The following is a 23,346-nucleotide window of genomic DNA, read 5'->3' as shown; positions in this document are numbered from 1 at the left end:
TCAGCGGGTGGCCGCGAAGACGCGGTCGAGGACGTCGAAGGCCTGCTCCAGCAGGTCGTCGCCGATGCTCAGCGGGGGCAGGAACCGCAGGACGTTGCCGTCGGTGCCGCAGGTCAGGACGATGACGCCCTGCTGGGCGGCCTCGGTCGCGACCTGCTTGGCCAGGGCGGCGTCGGGTTCGGTGGTACCGGGCTTCACCAGTTCCACCGCGACCATGGCGCCGCGGCCGCGGACGTCGCCGACGCGCGGGTCGCGCCCGGCCAGGGCGTGCAGGCGGCGGAACAGGATCTCCTCGACCTGCCGGGCGCGGGCGAGGAGGTCCTCGTCCTCGACGGTGCGCAGCGTCGCGAGGGCGGCCGCGGTGGCCAGCGGGTTGCCGCCGTAGGTGCCGCCGAGGCCACCGGTGACGGGGGCGTCGACGATCTCGGCGCGGCCGGTGACCGCCGACAGCGGCAGGCCGCCGGCGACGCCCTTGGCGATGGTGACGAGGTCGGGCTCGATGCCCTCGAGGTGGCTGGCGAACCAGGCGCCCGTGCGGGCGACGCCGGTCTGCACCTCGTCGGCGACGAACACGACGCCGTTCTCCTTGGCCCAGGCGGCGACGGCGGGCAGGAAGCCCGGCGCCGGGACGATGAAGCCGCCCTCGCCCTGGATGGGCTCGACGACGATGGCGGCGAGGTTGGCGGCGCCGACCTGCTTCTCGATGAGGTCGATGGCGCGCGCGGCGGCGGCCGGGCCGTCGAGGCCGTCGCGGAACGGGTAGCTCAGCGGGGCGCGGTAGACCTCGGGGGCGAAGGGGCCGAACCCGTTCTTGTACGGCATGTTCTTGGCCGTCATGGCCATCGTGAGGTTCGTGCGGCCGTGGTAGGCGTGGTCGAAGACGACGACGGCCTGCCGGCCGGTGTGCGCGCGGGCGATCTTCACGGCGTTCTCGACGGCCTCGGCGCCGGAGGTGAAGAAGGCGCTCTTCTTGGCGAAGTCGCCGGGGGTGAGCTCGGCGAGACGCTCGGCGAGCTCCACGTAGGACTCGTACGGCGTGATCATGAAGCAGGTGTGGGTGAACCGCTCGACCTGCTCGCCCACGGCGGCCACGACCGCGGGGGCGGAGTTGCCGACGGTGGTCACGGCGATGCCGGAGCCGAGGTCGGCGAAGGAGTTGCCGTCGACGTCCACGACGACGCCCCCGCCGGCGGCGGCGGCGTAGAAGGGCATCGAGGAACCGACGGCGGCCGAGACCGCGGCGGTGCGGCGGGCGGCCAGCTCGCGCGACCGGGGTCCGGGGACCTCGGTGACGAGCCGGATCTCCTGCGGCAGCGCGGGGCCACCGGTCTGCTGGGCCTGGGGGCTGAGCGTCGTCATGACCCGACGGTACGTCCGCAGCGCGTCCCCGTCAGTGCCCGGGATGCACCGTCTGGACGTCGCTGACGGTGCATCCTGTCCCTCGTGGTGCAGCTCAGCGACCTCCTGGCGACGGAGTCCCTCGCCCTGCGGCTCATCGGCGGCGACCCGCGGGTCGCCGTCCGCTGGGTCGCCACGAGCGAGCTGGACGACCCCACCGCGTTCCTGGAGGGCGGCGAGCTGCTGCTGACCACCGGGCTGCGCGTCCCGCGCGCCGGCTGGGCGGCGTGGGTGGGGCGCCTGGTGGCCGCCGGGGTGTCCGGGGTGGGCTTCGGCGTCGGGCTCAGCCACCGCACCGTGCCCCGCACCCTCACCGCCGCGGCGGCCGCGACCGGCCTGGCCCTCGTCGAGGTGCCGGTCCCCACCCCCTTCATCGCCGTCTCCCGCCGCCTGGCCGACCTGCTGCGGCGCAGCGAGAACGAGGCCGAGGCCGCCGCCGCGCGCGTGCAGCGCGACCTCGCGGCGCTCGCCGCGGGCCCGGACGGGACGCGGGCCGTCCTGCACCGCGCGGCCCGCGCGGCCGGTGGGCGGGCCTGGCTGCTGGACGCCTCGGGGGCCGTCGTGGCCGCCAGCAGCACCGACCCGCCGCCGCCCGCCGCGCTCGACGGGCTGCGCCGGGTCCGGGGGCAGGGCGCGCGGGCCGCCTGGAGCGACGTCGGGGCCGCCGGGTCGACGACGCTGCGCGCCAGCGGGACGTCGCGCTGGCTGCTGGTGACCGGTCCCCGCGAGGTCCCGCGGGCGGTGCACGCCACGCTCGGGACGGCGGCCGCGCTGCTGGGCCTGCTCTCGGCCCGCCCCGGCGACCCCGGCGGCGTCACGCCGGTGCTCGTCAACCTCGTCCTGGACGGGCGCACGGACCTGGCCCGCCGGCTGGCCGCCACCGTCCCGGTCCCCCTGCCCGACCCCCTCGTGGTCGTGCGCTGGGCCGGCCGGCCCCCCGCGGGGCCCCTGGTGGGCGACGCGTACGCCCTGTGCGGCACCACCGACCTGCCCGACCTGCCCGACCTGCCCGACCTGCCCGGGCGCGCGGGCGTGGGCCGCCCGGTGCCGCTGGAGCAGGCCGCCGAGGGCCGCCGCAGCGCCGACCTGGCCTTCGCCCGGACCGGTCCCGCCCGACCCGTCGCGCACGCCGACGGCCGGTCGCTGCCGGAGCTGGTGGCCCCCGACGCCCTGGCGGGGTGGGCCCGGGACCGGCTGGCGGGCCTGGACCCCCAGCTGCGCGCCACGGTCCGCGCGTTCCTGGCCCACCACGGCGCCCGGCAGCCCACCGCCGAGGCCCTCGGCGTGCACCGCAACACCCTGAGGCAGCGGCTGGCGCGCGCCGAGACGGTGCTGGGCGCGTCGCTGGAGGACCCGACCGAGCGGGCGGAGCTGTGGCTGGCCCTCGGCGCCACCGGCGGCTGACACACTGCCGCCGTGGCCCTCGACCCCGCCGACCTGCCCGCCGCCGCGCTGGAGTTCCTCGCCGAACGCCACCTGGCGACCCTGACGACCCTGCGGGCCGACGGGTCCCCGCACGTCGTGCCCGTCGGGTTCACCTTCGACCCGGCCACGCGCGAGGCCAGGGTCATCACCTCGGGGACCAGCCGCAAGGCCGTGCACGCCGCCCGGGGATCGCGCTGCGTCGTGGCGCAGGTCGACGGCCGGCGGTGGCTGTCGCTGGAGGGGGCCGGGCGCGTGCTCACCGGCGCCGGGGACGTGCGCGAGGCCGAGGAGCGCTACGCCGCGCGGTACCGCACCCCGCGACCCAACCCCGCCCGCGTCGTCGTGGTCTTCACCGTCGACCGGGTGCTGGGGTCGGTCCCGCCCTGGGACTAGCGCTCGAACGTCACCATGAGCTCGACGACGCGGTCCAGGAAGGCGTCGACGGGCGCCTCGCGGTACCCGCGGCCGCCGCGGCGCGGGCGGAACAGCGCCCCGCGGACGTCGTCGGCGGACAGCCGCGCCGTGCCCTGGAAGTGGTCGGCGAGCAGGTCGCACAGGTCGTCGACGTCGCGCGGGCGGTACCCGCGGCGCAGCCCGCGCGCGCGGGGGAACCGGTCGCCGGGGGCCTCCCCCAGCCGTCCCGAGACGGCCGCCGCGAGGGCCGCGCGGCGCTCGGTGAACTGCCGCTGGTCGCTGCGGGCCAGCGCGTGGGCGCGCTCGCGCCGGGCCAGGGCGTCCTCGAGGTCGGCCAGCAGGTCGTCGGTCTCCTCGACGTCGTAGCCGCGCAGCTGGGACCCGAACCCGACCGTGCGCACCTGGGCCGAGGACACCTTCCCCGTGGGCACCGCCCGGGACAGGTGGTCCAGGAACAGGTCGACGTCGGCGACCCGGTAGCCCCGGCGCAGACCCCCCGCCCGGCGGGGGCGTTCGAGGAGCAGCTGCGACAGCGGTGCACCCTCGAGGTCGGTGGTCATGCGGTCGGCTGCTCCGGACCGATGGCGGCGAGCTGGCCGCACGCGCCGTCGATCTCGCTGCCGCGGGTGTCGCGGACGGTCGTGGGGATGCCGCGGGCCTCCAGCGCGGCGACGAACGCCTTCTCCACGGCCGGGTCCGAGGCCGTCCACTTCGACCCCGGCGTCGGGTTCAGCGGGATGGGGTTGACGTGGACCCAGCCGCGGCCGCGGGCGTTGAGCAGCTTGCCGAGGCGGTCGGCGCGCCAGGCCTGGTCGTTGATGTCCCGGATCAGCGCGTACTCGATGCTGACGCGGCGCCCGGTGGCCTCGAAGTAGCGGCGGGCCGCGTCCAGTGCCTCCCCGACCTTCCACCGCTGGTTGATCGGCACGAGGTCGTCGCGCAGCTCGTCGTCGGGGGCGTGCAGGCTCAGCGCCAGCGTGGCCGCGATGCCCTCGGCGGCGAACTTGTCGATGGCCGGGACGAGCCCGACGGTCGACATCGTGATGCCGCGCGCGGAGATGCCCAGGCCGTCGGGGGCGGGCTGGGTGAGCCGGCGGACGGCGGCGACGGCCGACTTGTAGTTGGCCAGCGCCTCCCCCATGCCCATGAAGACGACGTTGTTGACGCGGCCCGGCCCGCCGGGGACCTCCCCGCGGGCCAGGGCCCGGGAGGCGGCCGTGACCTGCTCGACGATCTCGGCCGTCGACAGGTTGCGCGTCAGTCCCGCCTGGCCGGTCGCGCAGAACGGGCAGTTCATGCCGCAGCCGGCCTGGCTGGAGATGCAGATCGTGTCGCGGTTCTTGTAGCGCATGAGGACCGACTCGACGAGGGCGCCGTCGTGCAGGCGGTACAGCGTCTTGACCGTGGTGCCCTTGTCGGCCGTGAGCGTGCGGACCTTCGTCAGCAGCGTCGGCAGCAGCGCCTCGGAGATCCTGGCGCGGCTGGCCGCCGGCAGGTCGGTCATCTTCTCCGGATCGTCCTCGAGCCGCTCGAACCACTGCGTGGCGAGCTGCTTGCCGCGGAAGGCCTTCTCCCCCAGCGCGACCATCGCCTCGCCGCGCTCGGCGGGTTCGAGGTCGACGAAGTGCCGCGGCGGCTTGCCGCGGCGCGGGGCCGACATGACGAGCTTGCCGGGGCCGGCCGGGGCCAGCGGCAGGGGCTCGCGCGGCGGGGAGGTGAGGTCTGCGGGAGTCGACATCGTGACTCCATGGTAAGGGCGGTTCGGCGGGTCAGGGGCCGACGAACCACACCAGCAGCAGGTGCACCACCGGCGCCGCGGGCAGCAGGGAGTCCAGCCGGTCCATGACCCCGCCGTGACCGGGCAGCAGCGTGCCCATGTCCTTGATGCCGAGGTCCCGCTTGAGCATCGACTCCGACAGGTCCCCGCCGATGGCCACGACCACCGTCACCAGGCCCAGGACGACGCCCTGCCACCAGTGCCCGCCCAGGGCCAGCGGCACGGCCAGCCCCCCGGCCAGGGCCCCGACGACGAGCGAGCCGGCCGTGCCCTCCCAGGACTTCTTCGGGCTGATCGAGGGGGCCATGGGGTGCTTGCCGAACAGGACGCCGGCCGCGTACCCGCCGACGTCGCTGCCGACGACGACCAGCACGAAGATCAGGACCCGCCACGCGCCCTGCGTCGCGGCCAGCATGAGCATGGCGAAGCCGGCCAGCAGCGGCCCGTAGGTGACGATGAAGATGCCGCCGACGACGTCGCGGACCGGGGGCACCGGCACGGGCGAGCCGTGGTCCTCGTCACCGCCGGCGACGAGCCGGTGCACGAGCACCGCGAACACCGTCAGGGCGTACGCCACGAACAGCGTCTCGCCCCCGCCGAGGTAGGCGCCGGGCAGCATCGCGAGCGTGCCCGCGACGGGCGGCAGGACGGGGATGCGCAGGTGCCGCGCGCGGAAGGCGCGGACCATCTCCACGGTGCCGTAGAGCACCGCCGCGCTGGCCAGCACGAGGAAGGCCTCGCGGCGGACGAATAGGCTCGCGACCAGGACACCGCCCATCGCCAGTCCCATGCCGATCGCGGCGGGCAGGTTGCGTCCGGCTCGCCGCGGCGGCCTCCGCGTGGTCTCGCTGGTCACGGTTCGTCGTCGCCGGTGGTCCTCAGACGGCGAGGAGCTCGGCTTCCTTGTTCTTGAGCAGCTCGTCGACGGCGTCGACGTGCCTCTTGGTCACCGACTCCAGCTCCTTCTCGGCGCGGGTGACCTCGTCCTCGCCGGCCTCGCCGTCCTTGACGATGCGGTCGAGCTCCTCCTTGGCCCGGCGGCGGACGTTGCGCAGCGAGACGCGGGCGTCCTCGGCCTTGGACCGGGCGAGCTTGATGTAGTCCTTGCGGCGCTCCTCGGTCAGCTGCGGCAGCACGATGCGGATGACGTTGCCGTCGTTGCCCGGGTTGACGCCGAGGTCGGAGTTGCGCAGCGCCTTCTCGATCTCGCCCATCGCGCCCCGGTCGAAGGGGGTGATGAGGACCGAGCGGGCTTCGGGGATCTGGAAGCTCGCGAGCTGCTGCAGCGGCGTGGGTGCGCCGTAGTAGTCCACCATGATCTTGAAGAACATCGCGGCGTTGGCGCGGCCGGTGCGGATCGCCCCGAAGTCCTCCTTGGCGACCTCGACGGCCTTTTCCATCTTCTCCTCGGCCTCGAGGAGGGTGTCGTCGATCACGGTGGTCCCTTCGTCCTTCGTCCTGTCGCCGCAGGCCCCGACACGGGCTGACGAAGCGTCAGCCCGCGATCACCTGCGTGCCGATCCTCTCACCCCGCAGCGCGCGCGCCACGCCCTGGCCCTCCATGCCGAAGACGATCATCGGCAGCCGGTTGTCCATGCAGAGGCTGAAGGCCGTCGTGTCGACGACGCGCAGGTTCTTCTGCAGGGCCTCGGAGTAGGTGATCGTCTCGATCTTGGTCGCGGTCGGGTCCTTGCGGGGGTCGCCCGTGTAGACGCCGTCGACCCCGTTCTTGGCCATCAGGACGGCGTCGGCGCGCACCTCCAGGGCCCGCTGCGCCGCGACGGTGTCGGTGGAGAAGTACGGCATGCCCGCCCCGGCGCCGAAGATGACGACGCGACCCTTCTCCATGTGCCGGATGGCGCGGCGGGGGATGTACGGCTCGGCGACCTGCCCCATGGTGATGGCGGTCTGCACGCGGGTCGCGATGTCCTGCTGCTCCAGGAAGTCCTGCAGGGCCAGGGCGTTCATGACCGTGCCGAGCATGCCCATGTAGTCGGCGCGGCTGCGCTCCATGCCCCGCTGGGACAGCTCGGCCCCGCGGAAGAAGTTGCCGCCGCCGACGACGATGGCGACCTGGACGCCCTGCTTGACCGGACCGGCGATCTCCCGGGCCACCTGGGCGATGACGTCGGGGTCGACGCCGACCTGGCCGTTGCCGAAGAACTCCCCCGAGAGCTTGAGCAGCACGCGCTGGTAGGCGGGCCGCGGGTGGACGGTCCCGGCCTCGAGGTCGACGGTCAGGCTGGGCTCGCTCACGCGGGGGCTCCTCGGGTGGTCGCACTGGGTCTGGGGCGGGGTCTGGGGCAGTCTGCCCCAGTGGGGCTGGGGAGGTCACGCTGAGTGAGGCGCGACTGGTCCGGACGTGCGAACGGGGTGGGGGGACCGTGGTCCCCCCACCCCGTCACGTCGTCGTGCGAGCGGTGATCAGACGCCGGCCCGGAAGCGGGCGAAGGCGGTGACCTGCGCGCCGGCGTCGGCCAGCAGCTTGGTGATGGTCACCTTCTGGTCCTTGGCGAACGGCTGCTCGAGCAGCACGTTGTCCTTGAAGAAGGAGTTGACGCGACCCTCGATGATCTTGGGCAGCGCGGCCTCGGGCTTCTTCTCCTCGCGCGCGGTCTCCTCGGCGATGCGGCGCTCGGACTCGACCTTCTCGGCCGGCACCTCGTCGCGGGTGAGGTAGGTCGGGCTCATCGCCGCGGTGTGCATCGCGATGTCCTTGCCGAGGGCGTCGTTGTCGACGTCCAGGGCCACGAGGACGCCGATGGTCGGCGGCAGGTCGGTGGCGGTGCGGTGCAGGTACGCCGAGACGTGCTTGCCCTCGATGCGCGCGACGTTGGGGACGAGGATCTTCTCGCCCATGGTGGCGTTGGCCTCGTCGAGGACGGCCTGCACGGTCTTGCCGTCGATCTCGGAGGCGAGCAGCGAGGCGGAGTCGGTGGCGCCGACGGCCACGGCCTGGTCGAGGACCTGCTGGGCCAGGGTGACGAAGCCCTCGGACTTGGCGACGAAGTCGGTCTCGCAGTTGACCTGGACCATGACACCGAGGCCACCGTCGACGTGCACGGCCACGAGGCCGTTGGACGCGTCGCGGTCGGCGCGCTTGGCGACGCCCTTCTGACCCTTGATGCGGAGCAGCTCGATGGCCTTCTCGACGTCGCCCTCGGTCTCCACGAGCGCGTTCTTGCAGTCGAGCATGCCGGCGCCGGTCTTCTCGCGCAGCGCCTTGACGTCAGCGGCGGTGTACGCAGCCACGGTCGTTCCTCTCGTCGTGTCCGAACTGGTGGTGTCCGTGAGCATCTGGGTGTGTCTGGGGGTGGACGCGCGGACGCCCCGGGCCTGGGAGGGCCCGGGGCGTCACCACAGGCGTCCTGTGTCCGTACCTGAGGGAGGTCAGGCCTGGGCGGCGGCTTCGGCCGGCTCGCCCTCGGCGGCGACCTCGGCCGGCTGACCCTCGGCGGCCTCGGCCGCGGCGACCTCGGGGGCGGTGGAGCCCTCGGCGGTCGCGACGGACTCGGAGCCACCGGTCTGCTCACCCTCGTTGCCGGCGAGCAGGTCCTGCTCCCAGGCGGCCAGGGGCTCGGCGTCGGTGCCCGACTTGCCGCCGTGGCGGACCTGCAGGCCGTCGGCGACGGCGTCGGCGATGACCCGCGTCAGCAGCGTGACGGAGCGGATCGCGTCGTCGTTGCCGGGGATCCGGTAGTCGACGTCGTCCGGGTCGCAGTTGGAGTCGAGGATCGCGACGACGGGGATGTTCAGCTTCTTGGCCTCGTCGACGGCCAGGTGCTCCTTGTTGGTGTCCACGATCCACACGGCGGAGGGGACCTTCGCCATGTCGCGCAGACCACCGAGGGTCTTCTCCAGCTTCTCCTTCTCGCGGCGCAGGACGAGGAGCTCCTTCTTCGTGAGGCCGGAACCGGCCACGTCGTCGAAGTCGACCTCCTCGAGCTCGCGCAGGCGCGAGATCCGCTTGGAGACGGTGGAGAAGTTGGTCAGCATGCCGCCGAGCCAGCGCTGGTTGACGTAGGGCATGCCCACGCGGCGGGCCTGCTCGGCGATGGACTCCTGAGCCTGCTTCTTCGTCCCGATGAACAGGATGGTGCCGCCGTGGGCGACGGTCTCCTTGACGAAGTCGTAGGCGCGGTCGATGAACGACAGCGACTGCTGCAGGTCGATGATGTAGATGCCGTTGCGCTCGGTGAACAGGAAGCGCTTCATCTTCGGGTTCCAGCGGCGGGTCTGGTGGCCGAAGTGCACACCGGACTCGAGCAGCTGGCGCATCGTCACGACGGCCATGGGTGGTCCTCCTCGTGCCGGCCCCTGCGGCGGGGCCGATCGGTTCGTCCGCGGCGTCCCGGTCGGACCGCCGCGCCTGGCCCCCCGAGCGCACCCGACCGCCGGGGTGACCCGGTGGACCGAGAGGGTGCTCCCCCCTGCGCGGCGGCAGGGAAGGGGGACGCGATGTCACCCGGGAGGGTCCCTCGGGTGAGGGACACGCACGGGTGCCCGCCTAGTCTACGACGCGTGAGCACTGGTCTCGACCGCACCGCGTCCCCCGCCCGCCCGGCACCGGGACCGGTGTCCCGGCTGCGGCGCTTCGGGCCCACCGTCTTCGCGGAGATGTCGGCCCTGGCCCAGCGCACGGGGGCGGTCAACCTGGGCCAGGGCTTCCCCGACGCGGACGGGCCGGCGACGCTGCTGGACGACGCCGTCGCGGCGATCCGCTCGGGGCACAACCAGTACCCGCCCGGCGTGGGGGTGCCCGCCCTCCTCGACGCCGTCGCCGAGCACCAGCGGCGCTTCTACGGCCTCGACCTGGACCCCGGCTCCCAGGTGCTCGTGACCGCCGGGGCCACCGAGGCGGTCGCCGCGGGCGTCCTGGCGCTGTGCGAGGCCGGCGACGAGGTCGTCGTCCTCGAACCGGCCTACGACTCCTACCCGGCGGTCATCGCCCTCGCCGGGGCCGTGCAGCGGTCGGTGCCCCTGCTGCCGGGTCCCGACGGGTTCGCCCTGGACCGGCAGGCCCTGCGGGCGGCGTTCTCCGAGCGCACCCGGCTCGTGCTGCTGAACACCCCGCACAACCCCACCGGGACGGTCCTGGGCGCCGACGACCTGGCCGCCGTCGCCGCGCTGGCCGTGGAGTTCGACGCCGTGGTCGTCACCGACGAGGTCTACGAGCACCTCGTCTTCGACGGCCGCGCGCACACCCCGGTGGCGACGCTGCCGGGGATGGCCGAGCGCACCCTGACGGTCTCCTCGGCGGGCAAGACGTTCTCGGTGACCGGCTGGAAGGTCGGCTGGGTCAGCGGCCCGGCGCCGCTGGTCGCGGCGGTGCGGACCGTCAAGCAGTTCCTCACCTACGTCAACGCCGGGCCGTTCCAGCCGGCCGTGGCGAGCGCGCTGGCCCTGCCCGACGAGTTCTACACCGGCCTGGCGGCCGACCTGCAGCGCCGCCGGGACCTGCTCGTGGAGGGCCTGCGCGCGGCGGGCTTCGCCGTGGCCGTCCCGGCCGGGACGTACTTCGCGGTGGCCGACCCGCGGCCGCTGGGCTTCGCCGACGGCACCGACCTGTGCCGCCGGCTGCCCGAGCTGGCCGGGGTGGTGGGGGTGCCCGTCTCGGCGTTCTGCGACCCCGGCTCCGCCGCGGCGCAGGCCTGCGCACCGCTGGTGCGGTTCACCTTCTGCAAGTCCGACGCCGTCCTGCACTCCGCGGTCGAGCGGCTGCAGGTGCTGCAGTCGCGCTGATGCCGTCCCCGCAGCCGCACCCGCAGCCGCGACCGGGGCCGGAGCTGCGGGCCGCGCTGGAGGCCGAGCGGGCCGAGGCGCTGGTGCGCGTGGCGGGCCTGGAGCGCGAGCTGGCCAGCGCGCTGGAGGCCGCGGCCGAGGGCACCGCCGACGACGAGCACGACCCGGAGGGCTCGACCACGGCCTTCGAGCGGGCGCAGGTGGCGGCCGTCCTGGAGCAGGTGCGCGGGCGGCTGGTCGCCCTGGACGACGCGCTGGCCCGGTTCGACGACCCCGGTTTCGGGGTGTGCACCCGGTGCGGGCGGCCCATCGCGGCGGACCGGCTGGCGGCGCGGCCGTGGGCCACGACGTGCGTGGGGTGCGCCGCGCGCTGACCCGGCCGGGGCACCGCCCGCGGGTGCGGGGTCCGCGTGCACAGGGGCCGACCGTCCACAGCGGGCCGGTCCCGGCCCGCCGCACCGCGCCGGGGCGGGTGAGGGTGGGCCGGTGCTGAGCTCCTCCGTCCCCCCGGTCCTGGTCCCGCTGGCGGCGGCCGGGCTGGCCGTGGCCGCGCTGAGCGGTCCTCCCGCCGCGCCCGGGCCCGCGCGCACCCCGGTCGCGGCGTGGGGGTGGCCCGTGACGCCGCACCGGGTCCTGCGCGGTTTCGACGACGTCGGGCGGTACGCCGCCGGGCACCGTGGGCTGGACCTGGCCGTCTCCCCCGGCCGGCCGGTCGTCGCCGTCGCGGCCGGGTCGGTCACGTTCGCCGGTCCCGTGGCCGGCCGGTCCGTCGTCGTGGTGCTGCACGCCGACGGTGTTCGGACGACGTACGAACCGGTCGCCCCCCTCGTCACCGCCGGCTCGACGGTCGCCGGCGGCCAGCCGCTGGGGGTCGTGGCGGCGACACCGGCGCACTGCGCGGTGCCGTGCCTGCACCTGGGCGCCCGCGCCGGCGAGGTCTACCTCGACCCGGCCCTGCGCCTGCGCCCGGCCGCTCCCGTGCTGCTGCCGCTGGGCCAGGCGTGAGGCTCAGCTGGCGTCGGAGAGCTTCCCGCGCAGCTGCAGGACCGCCTTGGTGTGCATCTGGCAGATCCGCGACTCGGTGACGCCGAGGACGCGGCCGATCTCGGCCAGCGTCAGGCCCTCGTAGTAGTAGAGGGTGACGACGATCTTCTCCCGCTCGGGCAGCTGGTTGATGGCCCGCGACAGGAGGAACTTCGTCTCCTCGCTCTCGAAGGCCGCGACGGGGTCCTCGGCCTTGGTGTCCTCCAGGGTGTCGACGAGGGAGAGCTTGTCGCCCTTCTCACCGGACACGCTCAGCAGCTCGTCGAGCGCGACGACGTTGACGTAGGAGACCTGGCTGAAGATGTGGTGCAGGTCCGAGAGCGGGATGCCCATCCGCTCGGCGACCTCGGCCTCGGTGGGGGTGCGGTGCAGCTCCCCCTCCAGGGTCGCGTAGGTCCGCTCGACCTCGCGGGCCTTGCTGCGCACCGACCGCGGGATCCAGTCGATGGCGCGCAGCTCGTCGATGATGGCGCCGCGGATGCGGGAGATGGCGTACGTCTCGAACTTGATGGCGCGCTCGATGTCGAACTTCTCGATGGCGTCGATGAGGCCGAAGATCCCGTAGGAGACCAGGTCGGCCTGCTCGATGTTCGGCGGCAGGCCCACACCCACGCGCCCGGCGACGTACTTGACCAGCGGCGAGTAGTGCATGATCAGCTTCTCGCGGACGTAGGGGTCCGCGGAGGCCTTGAACTCCTCCCACATGGCCCGCAGGGCGGCCTCGGCCGCCTCCTGCTCCGGTGTGAGGGGTCCCTTGCCCTTGCGGCTGCTGAACCGGGCGTTCGCCTGGGGCCGACCGGCCGGCTGGACCTCCTCGACGGGGGGCTGCGCGCTGTCGGCGGACTGCTGCTCGGTCGTGCCGGTGGTGTCGATGCCGCGCTCCTTACCGTCGTCGACCACTCGCAGGCCGGACTCGCGTTCCGACTGCGCGGTGGAGGCACGGTTGCGCCCCGCTCCTGGTTCCACCGTGGTCCTCCCCCCGACCGCCACGCCCCGGGATGGGCCTGACGGTGCGAAACTCCGCAGACGTTGCACGCAGACGTGCGTGTCGATCTGCGTCGTTGACAGCGTAGCGTGACCAGGCAACTCCTGTACGCTACGAAGGTCAGCTCGTCCGTCGGTCCGTCCCGCCGGGGGGCCTCACCGCCGCGGATCGGCCGGCGGCGCCGCCGCAACCCGCGGCAGGCCGGCACCACGATCCTCCCCCGGCGACGCAGCCGCACCCCGGGCGGTGCCCACCGACCCTCGAGCCCCACGGGCCGACCAGCAGCGCCCGGACCACCCCGCGGCGCACGCAGCGGCCGGTCCCCCGACGACCCGGGTGGAGCAGACCGTCGCGGCGGGTCGCGACGAGGGCACCACGGCGGCCAGGGCACCGGCTGCACGTGGCCACGGCCCCACGTGGGCCGGGCTCCTGCCGAGGCCGGGGCCGACGGGAGGGTGCAGCCGGGCCGGGCGCACCCCTCCCCCACCCTCGCCCTGTGCCCGATCCGCGGCAGGACGGCCGACGGCGGACCGCGGCCGGGAGAGTCCCGGACCGCCGGCCCGCCGCCGCGCCCGTCAGTCGCCCTTCACGTTCACGACCTGCCGCAGCGTGTGGCGCACCTCCACGAGGTCGGCGGCGTCGGCCATGACCCGGTCGATGTCCTTGTAGGCGGCGGGGATCTCGTCGAGGAACGCGTCGGTGTCGCGGTACTCGATGCCCGCCATGGCCTCCCGCAGCTGCTCGCGGGTGAACCTCCGCCGCGCGGCGGACCGGCTGTACTCCCGGCCCGCGCCGTGCGGCGAGGAGTCCAGCGCCATCCGGTTCCCCTTGCCCACCACGACGTAGCTGGCGGTGCCCATCGACCCCGGGACCAGACCGGGGCGCCCCTCGTCGGCGCGGATCGCCCCCTTGCGCGACAACCACACCTCCCGGCCGAAGTGCCTCTCGCGCGAGGTGTAGTTGTGGTGGCAGTTGATCCGCTCCTGCTCCTGGACCTCGACCCCCAGGAACTCCCCGAGCCGGGCCGCGACCCGGTCCACCATCTCCTCGCGGTTCAGCAGCGCGAACTGCTGCGCCCACCGCAGGTCGCTGACGTAGTCGTCGAACTCGGCCGTGCCCTCGACCAGGTAGGCCAGGTCGCGGTCGGGCAGCGGCACGAACCACTGCGCGCACAGCCGCTGGGCGACGGCGATGTGGTGGGTCGCGAGCTTGTTGCCCGGCCCCCGGGACCCCGAGTGCAGGAACAGCCACACCGCGCCCGTCTCGTCGAGGGACACCTCGATGAAGTGGTTGCCCGACCCCAGCGTCCCCAGCGCCGTGCGCCACGCCGGGGCCAGCGCCTCGCGGAACCCGGCCCGGTGCGGTTCGAGCTGCTCGAGCTCGGCCACGCGCGGGACGGCCGTCGGCTCCACGACCCGGTTCGCCGCACCCGCCGACAGCGGCACCGACCGCTCGATCGCCACCCGCAGGACCGACAGGTCCCGGCCGGCCAGGTCCGCGGCCGAGAACTGCGTCCGCACCGCGATCATGCCGCAGCCGATGTCGACCCCGACGGCCGCCGGGATGATGGCGCCGTCGGTCGGGATGACCGACCCGACGGTCGCCCCCTTGCCGAGGTGGGCGTCGGGCATCAGCGCGATGTGCGGGTGGATGAAGGGCATCGTCGCGGCGGTCTCCGCCTGACGGCGGGTCTTCTCCTCCAGGATCGACGCCCAGTTCACCAGCTTGTCCGCGAGCCGCTCCACCGTTCCACCTCTCTCGACAGGCCTGCGCGGCAACGGTTCCCGCGCCAGGCCGGGGATCGACGATACGCACCGCCCCCGCCGGCCGCCCACCGGTTTTCACGCCGCCGGCCCCCGGCACCAGCCGTCGCCGGCCCGCGCCGCGTGGGCCGACAGCTCCAGCCGGCCCAGCACGGCCTGCACCGCGGCGACGTCCAGGCCGGCGTCCCGCGCCAGCCGGTCCAGGTCCGCCCCGCCCCGTCGCGGCAGGCACTCGGCGACCCGCAGCTCGTCCCGCTCCAGCCCGTCGAAGGGCCGGCGTTCGGCCTGCCGGGCCGTGACGGCCTCGCGGCCGAGGTCGCCGAGGAGCTCGGCGACCTCCTCGGCGCTCGTGACGCAGACGGCCCCCCGCTCGCGCAGCAGCCGGTGGCAGCCCGCCGAGGCCGCCGACGTCACCGGCCCGGGGACGGCCCCGACCGGGCGCATCAGCCGCTCGGCCCGGTCGGCCGTGGACAGCGCACCCGAGCGCCAGGCCGCCTCGACGACCACGGTCCCCCGCGTCAGCGCCGCGATGAGGCGGTTGCGCTCCAGGAAGCGCCACCGGGTGGGCGTGGACCCCGGCGGCACCTCCGAGACCAGCGCGCCGGTGCGCCCCAGCGTCGCCAGCAGGGCCGCGTTGCCGGCCGGGTACGTGCGGTCCACCCCGCAGGCCAGCACGGCGACGCTCACGCCGCCGACCGCGAGCGCCGCGCGGTGCGCGGCCGCGTCGATGCCGAACGCGCCGCCGCTGACGACGGCGAACCCCCGCTCGGCGAGGCCGGCGGAGAGCTCGGAGGCGACGTGCTGGCCGTAGCCGGTGGCCGCCCGCGACCCCACGAGGGCGGCGCTGCGGGCGGTGACGCCGGCGAGCCGGGCGGGCCCGCGGACCCACAGGCAGAACGGCGCTCCCAGGGACCGGTCGCCGGTGGCGTCGACGTCGAGGTCGGACAGGGTGGTGGGCCACTCCTCGTCGCCGGGCACGACGAGCCGCCCGCCGGCGGCACGGACGGCGGCGACGTCGGAGGCGGGGTCCGTCTCGTGCAGCCGGGTCCGCCAGCGGTCGGGGCCGCGACCGGAGACGACGGCTTCGAGCGCCAGCGGGGCGCCCACCTCGGCGACGAGCCGGGCCGCGGCGGCGTCGCCCGGTTCGGCGAGCCGGCTCCAGGCGGCGCGGGCGAGCCGGTCGTCGGCCAGGGCGGGCCTCAGCGCGGGCGGCACGGGGCGCGGGGCCGGGGTGCCCCGCGCGGGGGTGGCGCTCACGCGGCCACCGCCGAGGTGAGGGCGCCGCGCAGGGCCAGGGCCCGCCCGACGTCGTCGCGGTCCGGAGCGGGGGCGCCGCGCAGGTCGGCGACCGTCCACGCCAGCCGCAGGACGCGGTCGACGCCGCGCAGGGTCAGCAGGCCCCGGTCCAGCGCGCGGTCGAGGTCGCGGGTGGTCTCGGCGGGCAGCCGCAGGGGCCCGCGCAGCAGCGGCCCCCGCAGCTCGCCGTTGGTGAGCACGCCGTGGCGGGCCAGGCGCTCGCGCTGCACGGCGCGGGCGGCGGCGACGCGGGCGGCCACGACGGCGGTGCTCTCCCCCGCGACGGGGTCGGCGACGTCGGCGCGGGTCACGGCGTGCACCTGCAGCTGGACGTCGACGCGGTCCAGCAGCGGCCCGGACAGCTTCGTGGCGTAGCGGCGGCGGGCCTGCGGGGTGCAGGTGCAGTCGACGCCCTTGCCCACGGCCCGGCCGCACGGGCAGGGGTTGGCCGCGAGGACGAGCTGGAAGCGGGCCGGGTAGCGGGCGGTGCCCCGGGCGCGGTGCAGCACCAGCTCGCCGTGCTCCAGCGGCTGGCGCAGCGCGTCGAGCACCCGCGCCTCGAACTCGGGCGCCTCGTCGAGGAACAGCACGCCGCGGTGGGCGCGGGAGACGGCACCGGGGCGCGGTACGCCGCTGCCGCCGCCGACGAGGGAGGCCACCGACGCGGTGTGGTGGGGGTCCTCGTAGGGCGGGCGCGTGATGAGGGCGGTCCCGGGGCGCCCGCGCAGGGTGCCGGCCACGGAGTGGACGGCGGTGACCTCCAGGGCCGCGTCCTCGTCGAGGTCGGGCAGCAGGCCGGGCAGGCGCGCGGCGAGCATGGTCTTGCCGGCCCCGGGTGGGCCGTTCATGAGCAGGTGGTGGCCACCGGCGGCGGCCACCTCCAGCGCGAACCGGGCCTCGGTCTGGCCGACGACGTCGGCGAGGTCGAGTGGGCGGGCGGTCACGGGCCGGGCGGGCGGGACGAAGGCCCGCGGCGGGTCGGGCAGCTCCAGGGGCGGGTCCCCGCGGTACTCGGCGACGAGCTCGGCCAGCCAGCGCGCGCCGCGCACGGTGATGCCGGGCACGAGGGCGGCCTCACCGGCCGTGGCCTCGGGCACGACGACGCGCCGCACACCGGCCCGGGCCGCGGCCAGGACGGCCGGCAGGACGCCGTCGACGGCCCGGACGCTGCCGTCCAGGCCCAGTTCGCCGAGGTGGACGGTCTCGGCCGACGCCTCGGGGGGCAGGACGCCCGCGGCGGTGAGCGTGGCGACGGCGACGCTGAGGTCGAACGCGGACCCGTTCTTGGGCAGCGTGGCCGGGGACAGGTTGACGGTGATGCGCTGGGAGGGCAGGGGGAAGCCGGAGTTGGCGGCCGCGGCCCGGACCCGGTCCTTGGCCTCGTTGAGCGAGGCGTCGGGCAGTCCGACGAGGACGAAGGCGGGGATGCCGGCGGAGATGTCGGCCTCCACCTCCACGAGGTGCCCGTCGAGCCCGATGAGCCCGACCGCGAGGCAGCGCGCCAGGGCCATCAGAGCACCGCGCGCAGGTGCTCGACGTGGGCCGGGCCGCGGTCGGCGGGGGTCACGGCGACCACGTCGAAGCGGATGGCGCCGTACCGCACGTCGGGGCGGGCCCGCAGCCACTCCTGCGTCAGGTCGCGCAGGCGCCGCAGCTTGTCGGGGGTGACGGCCTCGGCCGCGGTCCCGGCGCGGCCGCTGCGCCGGGTCTTGACCTCGCAGACGACGAGGACGTCCCCGTCGCGGGCGAGGATGTCGATCTCCCCCCGCCGGCACCGCCAGTTGCGCTCCACGACGGTCATCCCGGCTTCGCTCAGCCACCGAGCGGCGACCCGCTCCCCGTACCGCCCGACGGCGTCCTTCGCACGCACGTGCACCACCTCCGCCGCCAAGACTGCGGCGTCCTGCGGTGGTGGCCGGGGCGGTGCGGTGCCCGCTGTGGACGGTGGGGGCCTGTGGACACCGGGGCGCCGGTGCCGCGGCCCGTCGACACGTCGACCGGTGCTGGAGGGAACGCGCCCCAACGACCCCCCGGCAGTGGGGCGCGTCCCGACGGTCCATCGGCAGCGGACGCGGGAGCGTTACCGATCTCCGCGCGCGAGGTGCGGATCGTCCCGGGACGACGCCGGGGCGCCGGCGTCAGCGGTCGCGCAGCTCCGGGGTGTCGGGCACCTCGATGTCGCGCTTCTGCAGCTCCTCGACGTTGACGTCCTTGAAGGTCACGACCCGCACGTCGCGCACGAACCGCGCCGGCCGGTACACGTCCCAGACCCAGGCGTCGTGCAGCGTCACCTCGAAGTAGGTCTCGCCGTCGGCCGTCCGCACCTGCAGGTCCACCGAGTTGGCGAGGTAGAAGCGCCGTTCGGTCTCCACCACGTAGGAGAAGAGCGACACGACGTCCCGGTACTCGCGGTAGAGCTGCAGCTCCATCTCGGTCTCGTAGTTCTCGAGGTCCTCTGCGCTCACGTGCCCATCATGCCTTCCGCGGCCCGGTCAGTGGTGGACGCCACCGGGGGCCGGGTCCCCCAGCGCGTCGCCGGCGGCCGGCCCGAGGTCGAGGGTCCGGGCCGACGGCTGGACGGTGCGGGGCGCCGGGACGGCGACCCCGGGCAGCCGCCAGCTGCGCCGGTGCTGCTCGCAGGCACCGTGCAGCGCCAGGGCCTGGAGGTGGTCGGGGGCGCTGTAGCCCTTGTTCCCCGCCCAGCCGTAGTGCGGGAACAGCTCGTGCCGCTGCGCCATCAGCGCGTCACGGGTCGTCTTGGCCAGCACGCTGGCCCCGGCGACGGCGGCGCAGGTCACGTCGGCCTTGATGCGCGTCGTGACGAGCGGGGCGTCCCACGCCGGACCGCCGAGGTCGTCGAGCAGGGACGGTTCGCGCGGGTCGCTGAGGTAGTCGTGGTTGCCGTCGAGGATGACGACGTCCGGGGCGACGGGCAGCTGCGCGAGGGCGCGCCGGCCGGCCAGCCGCAGGGCCGCGGTGATCCCCACGGCGTCGATCTCGGCCGGTTCGGTGTGCCCGACGGCCCAGGCCACGGCCCAGCGCTGCACCTTGGGGGTCAGGGCGTCGCGGGCCGCGGGCGTCAGCAGCTTGGAGTCGCGCAGCCCCGCCGGCGCCGTCCTGGTGGCGGCGTCGACGACGAGGACGCCGACGCTGACGGGACCGGCCAGCGCCCCGCGGCCCACCTCGTCGATCCCCGCGACCAGGGTGTGGCCCTCGCGCAGGAACTGCCGCTCCAGGCGCAGGGACGGCGGGACCGACGCGGACCGGCCGGTGGGACGGGCGCTCACTCCGCGCCCGAGGCGCCGCTGACGGAGTCGAAGTCGTGCGGGGTGCTCAGCCAGGTCCAGTGCCCCACGGGCCACACGACGGCGTAGGCCCGGCCCACGACGAGGTCGATCGGCACGAACCCCTGGTGCGGCTTGTCGGTGTTGTAGCGCGAGTCGGCCGACTCGGCGCGGTTGTCGCCCATGACCCACAGCGAGCCCTCGGGCACGGTGACGTCGCACGTCAGCTGGTTCGGGGAGTCGGAGGAGACGTACGGCTCGCCGATCGGGGTGTCGTTCACGGTGACGCTCCCGTCGGGGGCGCACACGACGTGGTCGCCGGGCAGGCCGACGACGCGCTTGATGAGGTGGTCGTCGGAGTCCTCCGGCAGGAGCCCGACGAAGGTCAGCGCCTCGGCCACGACCGTCCCCACGGCGCCCCGCTGCGTCGGCGCGGTCTCGCCCAGCCAGCCGCCGGGGTCGGAGAAGACCACGACGTCGCCGCGGTGCAGCTCGAACGGTCCCGGCGTCAGCTTGCTGACGATGACGCGGTCGCCGATGTCCAGGGTCCGCTCCATGGACTGCGAGGGGATGAAGAACGCCTGCAGCAGGAACGTCTTGACGACCAGGGAGACGACCAGGGCCACCGCCACGACGAGGACGGTCTCCTTGACGGCGGCGAGGACACCGCCGGCCGGGCTGCGCCGGGCCGGGGGCGGCTCGGGTGCGGCCGCGCCCTGGTGCGCGTCGTGCTCGGTGCTCACGAACCGTTCCCCCGTTCGACGGTGCCGGCCGCGCCGAGCGGCCAGGTGATGGCGACCACGCGCCCGATGACGTCCTCGAGCGCGATCGTGCCGCCCCCGGGCGAACCGAGGTGGGAGCGGGAGTCGACGGAGTCGCTGCGGTGGTCGCCCATCACCCACAGTCTCCCTTCCGGCACGGCGATGTCGAACTCGACGTCGCTGGCGGCGTCACCGGGGTGGACGTACGGCTCCTCCAGCGGCTGCCCGTCGACGAGCAGGCGCCCCTGGGCGTCGCAGCAGGTGATGCGGTCCCCCGGCAGCCCGACGACGCGCTTGACGTAGTCGGACTCCCCGGGCCGGAACCCGAGCAGCTCGCCGATCCCGGCACCGAGCCGGGCCAGCCCCCGGGGCGCGGCGGGGGTGTCGGCGAAGGTCCCCGTGCCGTCGAAGACGATCACGTCGCCCCGGCGGACGTCGGTCGCGTCGACGCGCCAGACCAGGACCCGTTCGCCGGGGTCGAGGGTGGGCTGCATCGAGTCGGAGGGGATCGAGAAGGACTGCACGACGAAGGTCCGCACGAGCAGGACCAGCAGCAGCGCGATCGCGAGGACGAGCACGGCCCGCCCGCCGCGGGAACTGCGCCTCGCCGGGGCCGACGGCCGCGGTGGGGTGGTCGTCACGGAACTCCTGCCTCGCGGGGACTGCGCGCCGCGAGCGGCGCGGCCCGGCGAGTCTAGTCAGAACGTCTCCACGGCCTGGGGACGACACGAGCCGGGCCCCCTGGAGGGGACCCGGCTCGTGGGTGTGCGCTGGTGTCAGCCGCGCGGGTTCACCGCGTCGCGACGCTCCTTGATCTTGGCGGCCTTGCCGCGCAGGTCGCGCAGGTAGTACAGCTTGGCGCGCTTGACGTCACCGCGGGTCACGACCTCGATCTTCTCGATGACCGGGGTGTGCAGCGGGAAGGTGCGCTCCACGCCGACGCCGAAGCTGACCTTGCGGACGGTGAAGGCCTCGCGGACGCCACCGCCGGTGCGGCGGATGACGACGCCCTGGAAGACCTGGACACGGGAGCGGCTGCCCTCGATGACCTTGACGTGGACCTTCAGGGTGTCCCCGGCGCGGAACTCGGGGACGTCCGAGCGCAGCGAGGCTGCGTCGATGCTGTCGAGCACGTTCACGGCTCTGCTCTTTCCTCCTGCAGGACGCCACAGGTCATCGGCGCAGGGATCGGTCCCGTGGCGGGAGGTCCGGCGGGCTGGCCCCCTGTGGCGGGCGCACCCCCGCTGCCCGGGGGCAGCGGTCACCGGTCGTCACGGCGTGGTGTTGTCAGCTGACGAGTCTGCCACAGGCGGGGACCCGAGCGAGAATCCGTGATCACCGGGGACCCAGCCGAGGTCGGCCAGGACGGCGAGGTCGTGGCGGTCGCAGCGCGCCGGGTCCAGCCGCCGCAGCACGTCGGGACGCCGGGAAGCGGTGCGGCGCAACGCCTCGTCCCGGCGCCAGCGCTCCACGGCCCCGTGGTTGCCGCCCGCCAGGACCGCCGGCACGTCCAGCCCCCGCCAGGAGGCGGGCTTGGTGTAGGCCGGGTGCTCCAGCAGGCCGTCGTGCTCGGGGGCGTGGCTCTCCTCCGTCAGCGACGCGGCGTTGCCGATGACGCCGGGCACCAGCCGGACGACGGCCTCGGTGATGGCCAGCACCGCGACCTCACCGCCGTTGAGGACGTAGTCGCCCAGCGAGACCTCGCGGACGCGGATCCGCGTCCGGTAGTGCTCCACGACGCGCGCGTCGATGCCCTCGTAGCGGCCGCAGGCGAAGACGAGCCACGGCTCGGCGGCCAGCTCCACCGCGGCGCGCTGGCTGAAGACCTCCCCCACCGGCGAGGGCACGACCAGCACGGGGCCCTCCTCGCGCGCGCCGGCGGGTGGGTCGGCCAGCAGGGCGTCCAGCGCCTCGCCCCACGGCTCGGGCTTCATGAGCAGCCCGGCGCCCCCGCCGTAGGGGGTGTCGTCGACCGTGCGGTGCCGGTCGTGGGTGTGCTCGCGCAGGTCGTGGACCCGCACGTCCAGCAGGCCCTGCTGCTGGGCCTTGCCGATGAGCGAGAGCTGCAGCGGGGCCAGGTAGTCGGCGAAGATCGTGACGACGTCCAGGCGCACTAGTCGGCGTCCCCGGGCAGCTCGACGAACAGCCCGCCCGGCGGGTTGAGCACGACCTTGCGCCGGCGCACGTCGACGGTCGGGACGATGGAGCGCACGAACGGCACGAGGACCTCGCGGCCGTCGGTGCCGGTGACGACGAGGACGTCCTGGGCGGTGCCGGTCAGCAGGTCCGCGACGACCCCCAGCGGGGTGCCGGTCACCGTGACGGCGGCCAGACCGCGCAGCTGGTGCGGGTACCAGGCGTCGTCGGTCTCGTCGGCCTCGTCGTCGATGTCGACGAGCAGGAGCGTGTCCCGCAGCGCCTCCACGGCCGTGCGGTCGGTCACCTCGCTGAACGTCAGCAGCAGGGTGCCGTTGTGCCAGCGCGCCGAGGCGACGGTGAGCCGGCCCCGGTCGGGGTCGGTGCGCAGGACCGCGCCGGGGACGAACCGCTCGTCGGGGTCGTCGGTGCGGACCTCGACGGTGACCTCACCGCGCACCCCGTGCGGGCGCCCGATGCGGGCGACGACGTACTCCACGTCACGAACTCCAAGTCGGGAACGGCGGAACGCCGGGGCCGCTCATGCGGCCCCGGCGTCCCGGGAAGTGCTGGTCCTCAGCGGCGGTCGACGTCGACGAGGTCGACCCGCACCTGCTTGCCGCCGGCGAGGGCACCGACGACGGTGCGCAGCGCCTTGGCCGTCCGACCCGAGCGGCCGATGACCCGGCCCAGGTCGTCCGGGTGCACGCGAACTTCGAGCAACGCGCCGCGCCGCAACGTCTTCGACGTCACCTGCACGTCGTCGGGGTGACCGACGATGCCGCGCACGAGGTGCTCGAGGGCGTCCGCGAGCACCGGGTCAGGACTCTTCGGCCGGGGTCTCGGCGTCGGCGGCGGGCGCCTCGGCCGGGGTCTCGGCGGTCTTCACGACGCCACCGGCGGGGATGCGCGGGGGCTTGGTGTTGGCGGCCGGGACGCGGTAGGTGCCCTCGGTGCCGGGCAGGTTCTTGAACTTCTGCCAGTCACCGGTGACCTTCAGCAGCGCGGCGACCTGCTCGGTCGGCTGCGCGCCGACACCGAGCCAGTACTGCGCGCGGTCGGACTTGATCTCGATGGTCGAGGGGTCGGTCATCGGGTTGTAGAGCCCGATCTCCTCGATCGCGCGACCGTCGCGCTTGCTGCGCGAGTCGGCGACGACGACGCGGTAGAACGGCGCGCGGATCTGGCCCATGCGCTTGAGGCGAATCTTGACAGCCACGGTGTGGGGTGTCTCCCGGTTCTGGAGTGGCGGACGGCACGGACCCGGTGTGGGGACGCCGGGCCGGACTGTCCATGGACGCGCGCGTCCCGGGTGAGAGGG

Annotated in this window: 27 protein-coding genes; 5 read left to right on the top strand and 22 right to left on the bottom strand. The window is 74.9% G+C overall.

Annotated elements, in window-relative coordinates; all coding sequences use genetic code 11:
- The gene (gene gabT / locus BJ968_RS19355; protein ID WP_179754592.1) at positions 1–1,359 is read right to left on the bottom strand and encodes a 4-aminobutyrate--2-oxoglutarate transaminase; all 1,359 of its coding nucleotides are present in this window, start codon (positions 1,357–1,359) and stop codon (positions 1–3) included.
- A gap of 84 nt (positions 1,360–1,443) precedes the next feature.
- Here gabT and BJ968_RS19350 point away from each other — a divergent pair, with 84 nt between their 5' ends.
- Both BJ968_RS19350 and BJ968_RS19345 read left to right on the top strand, forming a co-directional pair.
- Entirely contained in the window at positions 1,444–2,802 is a 1,359-nt protein-coding gene (locus BJ968_RS19350; RefSeq protein ID WP_179754590.1) for a PucR family transcriptional regulator ligand-binding domain-containing protein, read from the top strand.
- 12 nt (positions 2,803–2,814) lie between these two features.
- Positions 2,815–3,216, top strand: a complete 402-nt coding sequence (locus BJ968_RS19345) for a TIGR03618 family F420-dependent PPOX class oxidoreductase (RefSeq protein WP_179754588.1) — start codon at positions 2,815–2,817, stop codon at positions 3,214–3,216.
- Here the strand turns inward: BJ968_RS19345 and BJ968_RS19340 are convergent.
- The 7 genes from BJ968_RS19340 to rpsB all read right to left on the bottom strand — a co-directional run bounded on the left by BJ968_RS19340 (position 3,213) and on the right by rpsB (position 9,307).
- Positions 3,213–3,797 carry a DivIVA domain-containing protein gene (locus BJ968_RS19340; RefSeq protein WP_218885179.1) on the bottom strand — a complete coding sequence of 195 codons (585 nt, stop codon included), beginning with the start codon at positions 3,795–3,797 and terminating at the stop codon, positions 3,213–3,215. The genes BJ968_RS19345 and BJ968_RS19340 overlap by 4 nt on opposite strands.
- Positions 3,794–4,975, bottom strand: coding sequence for a dual-specificity RNA methyltransferase RlmN (gene rlmN, locus BJ968_RS19335; protein WP_179754586.1), 1,182 nt, complete (start codon positions 4,973–4,975; stop codon positions 3,794–3,796). Before rlmN ends, BJ968_RS19340 begins: the two co-directional genes overlap by 4 nt.
- A gap of 31 nt (positions 4,976–5,006) precedes the next feature.
- Positions 5,007–5,870 (bottom strand): phosphatidate cytidylyltransferase, encoded by an 864-nt coding sequence (locus tag BJ968_RS19330; protein ID WP_343078163.1) that lies wholly within the window; start codon positions 5,868–5,870, stop codon positions 5,007–5,009.
- A 22-nt stretch (positions 5,871–5,892) separates the two neighbouring features.
- On the bottom strand, positions 5,893–6,450 hold the full coding sequence (gene frr / locus BJ968_RS19325; protein ID WP_179754584.1) for a ribosome recycling factor: 558 nt from the start codon (positions 6,448–6,450) through the stop codon (positions 5,893–5,895).
- A gap of 58 nt (positions 6,451–6,508) precedes the next feature.
- Positions 6,509–7,270, bottom strand: coding sequence for a UMP kinase (pyrH, locus tag BJ968_RS19320; RefSeq protein ID WP_425491528.1), 762 nt, complete (start codon positions 7,268–7,270; stop codon positions 6,509–6,511).
- A 168-nt stretch (positions 7,271–7,438) separates the two neighbouring features.
- A complete protein-coding gene (gene tsf, locus BJ968_RS19315; RefSeq protein WP_179754582.1) occupies positions 7,439–8,266 on the bottom strand; it encodes a translation elongation factor Ts in 828 nt (275 codons plus the stop codon).
- A 138-nt stretch (positions 8,267–8,404) separates the two neighbouring features.
- A complete protein-coding gene (gene rpsB, locus BJ968_RS19310; protein ID WP_179754580.1) occupies positions 8,405–9,307 on the bottom strand; it encodes a 30S ribosomal protein S2 in 903 nt (300 codons plus the stop codon).
- Between the two features lie 228 nt (positions 9,308–9,535).
- On the opposite strand from rpsB, the gene BJ968_RS19305 reads away from it, so the two are divergent.
- From BJ968_RS19305 to BJ968_RS19295, 3 genes are all read left to right on the top strand, one after another.
- On the top strand, positions 9,536–10,756 hold the full coding sequence (locus BJ968_RS19305; protein ID WP_343078162.1) for a pyridoxal phosphate-dependent aminotransferase: 1,221 nt from the start codon (positions 9,536–9,538) through the stop codon (positions 10,754–10,756).
- Positions 10,756–11,130: a TraR/DksA family transcriptional regulator gene (locus BJ968_RS19300; protein ID WP_179754576.1), complete on the top strand. Its 375-nt coding sequence runs from the start codon at positions 10,756–10,758 to the stop codon at positions 11,128–11,130. The genes BJ968_RS19305 and BJ968_RS19300 overlap by 1 nt, the downstream gene beginning before the upstream one ends.
- A gap of 112 nt (positions 11,131–11,242) precedes the next feature.
- Positions 11,243–11,761, top strand: a complete 519-nt coding sequence (locus BJ968_RS19295; protein ID WP_218885177.1) for a peptidoglycan DD-metalloendopeptidase family protein — start codon at positions 11,243–11,245, stop codon at positions 11,759–11,761.
- Positions 11,762–11,764: 3 nt separating this feature from the next.
- Here BJ968_RS19295 and whiG read toward each other — a convergent pair whose 3' ends face one another.
- From whiG to rpsP, 14 genes are all read right to left on the bottom strand, one after another.
- On the bottom strand, positions 11,765–12,700 hold the full coding sequence (gene whiG, locus BJ968_RS19290; protein ID WP_343078161.1) for an RNA polymerase sigma factor WhiG: 936 nt from the start codon (positions 12,698–12,700) through the stop codon (positions 11,765–11,767).
- A 660-nt stretch (positions 12,701–13,360) separates the two neighbouring features.
- Positions 13,361–14,530 carry an RtcB family protein gene (locus BJ968_RS19285; RefSeq protein ID WP_179754574.1) on the bottom strand — a complete coding sequence of 390 codons (1,170 nt, stop codon included), beginning with the start codon at positions 14,528–14,530 and terminating at the stop codon, positions 13,361–13,363.
- A gap of 96 nt (positions 14,531–14,626) precedes the next feature.
- Complete coding sequence (gene dprA, locus BJ968_RS19280) at positions 14,627–15,805, bottom strand: DNA-processing protein DprA (protein WP_218885175.1); 1,179 nt, start codon at positions 15,803–15,805, stop codon at positions 14,627–14,629.
- Positions 15,802–17,355: a YifB family Mg chelatase-like AAA ATPase gene (locus BJ968_RS19275; protein WP_179754572.1), complete on the bottom strand. Its 1,554-nt coding sequence runs from the start codon at positions 17,353–17,355 to the stop codon at positions 15,802–15,804. The genes dprA and BJ968_RS19275 overlap by 4 nt, the downstream gene beginning before the upstream one ends.
- Positions 17,355–17,723 (bottom strand): YraN family protein, encoded by a 369-nt coding sequence (locus BJ968_RS19270; protein ID WP_179754570.1) that lies wholly within the window; start codon positions 17,721–17,723, stop codon positions 17,355–17,357. The genes BJ968_RS19275 and BJ968_RS19270 overlap by 1 nt, the downstream gene beginning before the upstream one ends.
- Before the next feature lie 259 nt (positions 17,724–17,982).
- Positions 17,983–18,309: a DUF2469 domain-containing protein gene (locus BJ968_RS19265; RefSeq protein WP_011981967.1), complete on the bottom strand. Its 327-nt coding sequence runs from the start codon at positions 18,307–18,309 to the stop codon at positions 17,983–17,985.
- A 27-nt stretch (positions 18,310–18,336) separates the two neighbouring features.
- Positions 18,337–19,131: a ribonuclease HII gene (locus BJ968_RS19260; protein ID WP_179754568.1), complete on the bottom strand. Its 795-nt coding sequence runs from the start codon at positions 19,129–19,131 to the stop codon at positions 18,337–18,339.
- On the bottom strand, positions 19,128–19,871 hold the full coding sequence (gene lepB / locus BJ968_RS19255) for a signal peptidase I (protein ID WP_179754566.1): 744 nt from the start codon (positions 19,869–19,871) through the stop codon (positions 19,128–19,130). Before lepB (BJ968_RS19255) ends, BJ968_RS19260 begins: the two co-directional genes overlap by 4 nt.
- Positions 19,868–20,530, bottom strand: coding sequence for a signal peptidase I (gene lepB, locus BJ968_RS19250; RefSeq protein ID WP_179754564.1), 663 nt, complete (start codon positions 20,528–20,530; stop codon positions 19,868–19,870). The genes lepB (BJ968_RS19255) and lepB (BJ968_RS19250) overlap by 4 nt, the downstream gene beginning before the upstream one ends.
- Positions 20,531–20,665: 135 nt before the next feature.
- Entirely contained in the window at positions 20,666–21,028 is a 363-nt protein-coding gene (gene rplS / locus BJ968_RS19245) for a 50S ribosomal protein L19 (protein ID WP_179754562.1), read from the bottom strand.
- 132 nt (positions 21,029–21,160) lie between these two features.
- Positions 21,161–22,003, bottom strand: a complete 843-nt coding sequence (gene trmD / locus BJ968_RS19240) for a tRNA (guanosine(37)-N1)-methyltransferase TrmD (RefSeq protein WP_179754560.1) — start codon at positions 22,001–22,003, stop codon at positions 21,161–21,163.
- Positions 22,003–22,524 carry a ribosome maturation factor RimM gene (rimM, locus tag BJ968_RS19235; protein ID WP_179754558.1) on the bottom strand — a complete coding sequence of 174 codons (522 nt, stop codon included), beginning with the start codon at positions 22,522–22,524 and terminating at the stop codon, positions 22,003–22,005. Before rimM ends, trmD begins: the two co-directional genes overlap by 1 nt.
- A gap of 77 nt (positions 22,525–22,601) precedes the next feature.
- Positions 22,602–22,841, bottom strand: a complete 240-nt coding sequence (locus tag BJ968_RS19230; protein WP_179754556.1) for an RNA-binding protein — start codon at positions 22,839–22,841, stop codon at positions 22,602–22,604.
- A 4-nt stretch (positions 22,842–22,845) separates the two neighbouring features.
- Positions 22,846–23,244, bottom strand: coding sequence for a 30S ribosomal protein S16 (gene rpsP / locus BJ968_RS19225; protein WP_179754554.1), 399 nt, complete (start codon positions 23,242–23,244; stop codon positions 22,846–22,848).
- Positions 23,245–23,346 lie beyond the last annotated feature (102 nt).

Origin of the sequence: Kineococcus aurantiacus (assembly GCF_013409345.1) — a bacterium.
GTDB lineage: Bacteria > Actinomycetota > Actinomycetes > Actinomycetales > Kineococcaceae > Kineococcus > Kineococcus aurantiacus.
This window is presented reverse-complemented; position numbering and strand designations above follow the sequence as displayed.